Origin of the sequence: Baaleninema sp. (genome assembly GCF_049974805.1) — a bacterium.
Taxonomy (GTDB): domain Bacteria; phylum Cyanobacteriota; class Cyanobacteriia; order Cyanobacteriales; family Geitlerinemataceae; genus Baaleninema.
This window is the reverse complement of record NZ_JBNGCO010000193.1, coordinates 1-5,069: the sequence shown is the minus strand read 5'-3', so window position 1 is coordinate 5,069 and position 5,069 is coordinate 1. Positions and strand designations below refer to the sequence as shown.

Below are 5,069 nucleotides of genomic sequence, written 5' to 3'. Positions count from 1 at the left end.
CTCCCTGCGCTAAAGCGACAGGGCTTCCAAACGTATCGAGGTATTTTCCGTGAGTTTTTGTCACATCTTTGGCTTGTCTTTTGGTTGAGAACTGTCCAAAATTCACCGCGTCTCAACACCAGGTACGAAGTATCCGACCCGAAACTTGAGTCCCCAAACCCGGAGCATTGCTCGATCGAGACAGAATTTCCCGCTTCGAGAGGGTTTCAGAAGCATGGGGATCGAACAACAGCAACTCAGCCGATTCCCCAACTTGCAAACTGGGGGGCGTTTGATGCAAGCAGCGAGCGGGGTTCGCACTCATGGCTCGCCAGAGTTCTAACGGCGTCCACCGCCCGGACGTGACCAACTGATTCCACAACAGGACAAACGAATATTGTAACCCAATAGCGCCCCCTGGCGCTTCCGCAAAGGCTACCGTTTTTTCTTCATAGGTATAAGGAGCGCGATCGACCGCGATCGCATCGAGAACGCCCGATTTAACCCCTTCCACCAACGCCTCACGATCGCCGGGAGTTCCCAAAGGCGGGTCGAGGCGCAAATTCGTATCGTATTCCGCCAAATCCGTCGTATCCCAAATCAAATGCGTCCAAGGGGTGCTGGCGGTAACGGGAAGTCCCCGGCTTTTGGCCTCGGCGAGAATTTCCACACTGCGGGCTGTAGAAACCCGCATCACGTGAACGGGGGTCTCGAATTCCGCCACCTCCTCAAGGAGGGCGGTTAACGCCGCCGTTTCCGCCATCGCCGGAACGCCGGGAAGTCCCAACCGCAGCGAATCGACCCCTTCTCGGGCGACGCCATCTCCGGCCAAACGTCGATCGCAAGGATAAAACCCCAGCGGACGCCCCAAACCCTGACTGTATTCCAACACCCGACGCAAGAAAACCGGATTGGACAGGGGGGAACCGTCCGTAAAGCCGACGACCCCCGCCTCAGCCAAATCCGCTAACTCCGTCATGCGATCGCCCTCGAGGTTCCGCGTCAGCGCCCCCCACAACAGCAACTGCGGCGGATGGAACGCAGGATCGATCGACCCCAGTTTCCCCCAAAGCGATCGCAACTGCGCCACACCCGCCGGGTTGTCGATAGGAGGAACCGCCTTCGGAAGCAGCGTCACGCGGGTATAACCTCCCGCCACAGCCGATTTCGCCAAAGATTCCAGCGTGTCCCGTTCCTCGAATCCCGGTTCTCCCGTGCGACCGTACAAATCCACCAAACCGGGGCCGAGAATCAATCCCCGGCCGTCGATTTCCACCGCCTCCGTGGGGATCTCCTCCAAGCGATCGACCACCGCGCGAACCGTCCCGTTTTCCAACCAGACATCCGCCACGCGATCGCCATTCGAGACCGGATCGATCGTGCGAACCTGACGCAGCACTTCCTTAGCAGCCATTTCCCCCTCACTCAACACTCAACAACCCAGGTATCAACAACCCAGAACTTACAACGCGCCAGCGGCGGTTCGATCGAACAGTTCCCCACCTTCGTTCAAATGGCGAGTCACGTTCGACGTTTGCAGAACCGGTTCCCCCTCCGGGCCGTGGGGATAATCAATAACACTAACCGCCCCATTTCCTTGCTTGAAATTCCAGAAATGGTCTGGACCCAAATCGAACAGCGAAGCCAAAATCGCCTTATTAATCGCATCGTGGGCGACGACGATTCCCGTCAGGGGTCGATCGCTCTCCCCATAAGCCGTCACGATTTCGTCCCAAGCCAACTTCGCCCGGTCCCAAACCTGCTGTAAATTCTCCCCTTCCGGCATCTGCACCGTTTCCGGTTGCCTCTTCCAGCGTTCCAACAACTCCCCGTATTCCCCTTGAATCTCCGCTTCCAGCTTTCCTTCCCAGAGTCCGTGACCGATTTCCCGAAGATTCTCGTTCGTCACCAACGGAACCCCCGGATGATGTTCCAAAATCAACTCCGCCGTTTCCTTCGGGCGCAACATCGGACTCGTCACCGCAAAATCCAACTTCACCGACTTCAGCAACTCCGCCACCCGACGCCCCTGGGCGCGACCGTTTTCATTGAGAGGAACATCAATTTGACCCTGAAAGCGGGATTCCCGATTCCACTGAGTTTCCCCATGACGCACCAACAACAATCTCGGGCCGCGATGGGGCTTGCGGTAAGACGGAAACGGATCTTCACCAAGATGGCCGATTTGGTTCATCGACTCCATCTGAACCGTATCGTCCAACCCCCCCGCAAAGCGGAAAATCGTAATCCCGCAGTTGGACTGTTGAATCCCTTGATAGTCTTGCGGACCGACTCCCAAGGCCGTACTAATCAAACAGCGGTTAATGCCATTGTGGGCGACCACCGCCAGCGTTTGACCCGCATGTTTCGACAGCACAAACTCCCAAAACTGCTTCGCCTGTTCGTATAGCGACAAAACCGGAAAATGCTCTCGCGTTCCCCCGTCTTCCGTGGGAAGAACCATCTTAAACTCGTGAGGATGAGATTTCCAGAGGCGATAATCCTCCGGAAACGCTTCCATCACCTCATCCCGACTGCGATCCTCCCACAGCGGCAAATCCACCTCTCGCAGCAAATCAGACACCATCGGCGTCAGGCTTCCATCTTCAGAAAGCGCCTCACAGACCAGCCCCGCCGTTTGGGACGCCCGTTGCAGGGGACTGCAATAGACCGCATCAAACGAAATTCCAGCCAACGCGCGGCCAGTTTTACGGGCGGTTTCCCGTCCCAGGTCAGTTAAAACCGACTTGTCGCAGCGTCCTTGCATACGACCTTCAAGATTATAAGTACTTTGTCCGTGACGGATTAAAATGACAGTAGTAGCCAGGGGTCTATCCTCCTATAACGTTCGCCAGATCGACGTCTGCCCCGTAGGGTGCAGTGACGCGGGCAGAAAAATTATCGCATCCGGGGGGATGATGGGATGATGGGATAATGGGATGATGGGATGATGGGATGATGGGGTCAGATCCACAGCATCTCGAAGATGACGGGGATATAGAACGGTTCACGGTTCACGGTTCACTGTTACCCCGACTCGAAACCAGGTAACGACGCAGGAAACTTTCGAGGGATTCCATTTGAATGTCGAAGACGGATTCGAGGGTGTGGATTTCCTCGGAAGTGCAGAAGAATTCATTCGCCAGGAGGACGCGCAGAGTACCCAGAGAGCGTTGTAAATCTGGGTTGATGAATCCCAATCCCGCACGCACCCCGTCTAAGACTGACAGAGGAAGATTGAGAACGATGGGATCTTTGTTAAATACGCGGCTGAAGATGTTGGGGAGGTCTTCCCGTTGCAGAATTTCCGGTCCGCCGACGGCGAAAATGCGGTTTTTAGCGGCTTCGACTGTGGTAGAGTCGATGGCAATTTGAGCCAGGTCGTCGGTACTGACGATCGAAGTGCGGTTTTTCAAGTCGCCGAGGGCGAAGTAAATTCCCGTTTGTTGAAAGCGTTCCGCTAGGGGAAGCAGGTTCGAAGCAAATCCAGAAGGTCGTAAAATCGTGTAGGTCAGACCGCTCTTTTGCAGATAGTTTTCCACTTCCCGCTTCGCTTTGAACGTAGGAGAATCTTGATAGCCACGATCGACCCCTAAAACAGAAGTATAAACAAAGTGTTCCACCCCCGCTTCTTTTCCGCAATCGATGAGGTCGATATTAGCCCGGTAATCGAGATCCTGAGCCTTTCCCGACCCAGAACCGTGGGCGCTAATAATATAGCGCACATCGCGGCAAGCTTTGCGGATATCTCGTTCTTGGCGTAAATCGCCGATAAAAATCTCGGCGCCCCGTTGTTCGAGTTCGGCGTAATTAGAAGAAAGACGCACGAACCCACGCACCGGGAGGGATCGATCGCGCAGCAGTCGCACAATACGTTTACCGAGTCCGCCCGTGGCACCTGTGACGAGATACATAGTTGTTTTCCCTGGGTGTGAGTAGTTCTCAACTGCTATAGCAATATTAAATGATTCGCGGCAACATCCCATTTCGGTAAATAGCCGTCAAAATTCTGTCCTTCTCAGAAAGCCTCACCCTCGCGAGAATCGATCGCAAAACACCGCCACCAACGGCTCTCGCGACACCACCAACGACGGAAACGGTTGCTTGAGATAATCCCAACCTTCCACCAACGGAAACGCCGATTCCCCGTCCAAAAACACCCAAATCGCCCCCGCCGCCTGCAAAATCGGATAAACCGCCGCAATATCCCACACCTTCGGCGTCGCCTCCACCGCACCCAACGCCACACCACAACCCACCGTCAACAGATTGTACGTCGCCGCCCCCACCATACGAACCTTACAGGGAAACGGATGTCGCGCCCAGGCCAAGCTACGGGAACAAAAACTGAAAAGATGGTTTCCCGAAGGGTCATCAGAACTGACGCGAATCAGTGCGCCATTGAGATAAGCCCCCGTAGGAACCTCCAACCCCGTTTCCCCTGGATAAAAGCCGTGAAACCTCTGTTGAATGGGGGGAAAATGGACGAGACCGAAAACCGGCGTACCCCGATACAGCAACCCCAGAGAAATACCCCAAACCGGAATTCCTCGGGCGAAATTGGTGGTTCCGTCGATGGGGTCAATCACCCAACACCATTCCGTATCGGGAAACGTTTGACTGCTTTCCTCCGCGAGAATACCATGCTCGGGAAATTCCTGACGAATCGCCTCTCGCAGAGCCTTATCCGCCCAAACGTCGGATTTCGTAACGAGGCTACCGTCATTTTTCTCCTCTGGAGTGGCGCCACCGAAATCATCAAGGAGTTTCTCTCCGACTTGGTGGGTTAAGGTTTGGCTGAAATGGGTGATGTGATTCCAATTTACGGACATAGGGATGATGGGATGATGGGGTGATGGGATGATGGGATGATGGGTCGGTGGGGGGCGGTGCGTGACGCGGGAACGTCATTTGACCGTGGGAGGTGATAATTTTTGCCCCCGCGTCACAGCACCCTACGGTACAATATCTGGGTGTTGTTTGAACGACGGCTATGCCCAATTATCGACGAGATCGCACGCCGGGAGCCACGTTTTTTATCAAAAATTTTGGGTTTAAAACCCCGCCCTTCTAGGGCGGCTTGACCGTAA

The 5,069-nt window shown here is 54.9% G+C and carries 4 protein-coding genes; all 4 read right to left on the bottom strand.

The window, feature by feature from the left end:
* Window positions 1-112 precede the first annotated feature (112 nt).
* The 4 genes from ACP5D4_RS20965 to ACP5D4_RS20950 all read right to left on the bottom strand — a co-directional run bounded on the left by ACP5D4_RS20965 (window position 113) and on the right by ACP5D4_RS20950 (window position 4,811).
* The gene (locus tag ACP5D4_RS20965; protein ID WP_428013553.1) at window positions 113-1,393 is read right to left on the bottom strand and encodes a dihydroorotase; all 1,281 of its coding nucleotides are present in this window, start codon (window positions 1,391-1,393) and stop codon (window positions 113-115) included.
* Between the two features lie 48 nt (window positions 1,394-1,441).
* Entirely contained in the window at window positions 1,442-2,806 is a 1,365-nt protein-coding gene (locus ACP5D4_RS20960; RefSeq protein ID WP_428013554.1) for a histidine phosphatase family protein, read from the bottom strand.
* Between the two features lie 187 nt (window positions 2,807-2,993).
* Window positions 2,994-3,893 (bottom strand): SDR family oxidoreductase, encoded by a 900-nt coding sequence (locus ACP5D4_RS20955; RefSeq protein ID WP_428013552.1) that lies wholly within the window; start codon window positions 3,891-3,893, stop codon window positions 2,994-2,996.
* A 114-nt stretch (window positions 3,894-4,007) separates the two neighbouring features.
* Complete coding sequence (locus tag ACP5D4_RS20950; RefSeq protein ID WP_428013551.1) at window positions 4,008-4,811, bottom strand: inositol monophosphatase family protein; 804 nt, start codon at window positions 4,809-4,811, stop codon at window positions 4,008-4,010.
* Window positions 4,812-5,069: the final 258 nt, after the last annotated feature.

Bases quoted from the DNA above. Each gene is read 5' to 3' on its own strand.
- ACP5D4_RS20965 (WP_428013553.1), bottom strand. From the start codon at position 1,393: ATGGCTGCTAAGGAAGTGCTGCGTCAGGTTCGCACGATCGATCCGGTC.
- ACP5D4_RS20955 (WP_428013552.1), bottom strand. From the start codon at position 3,893: ATGTATCTCGTCACAGGTGCCACGGGCGGACTCGGTAAACGTATTGTG.
- ACP5D4_RS20950 (WP_428013551.1), bottom strand. From the start codon at position 4,811: ATGTCCGTAAATTGGAATCACATCACCCATTTCAGCCAAACCTTAACC.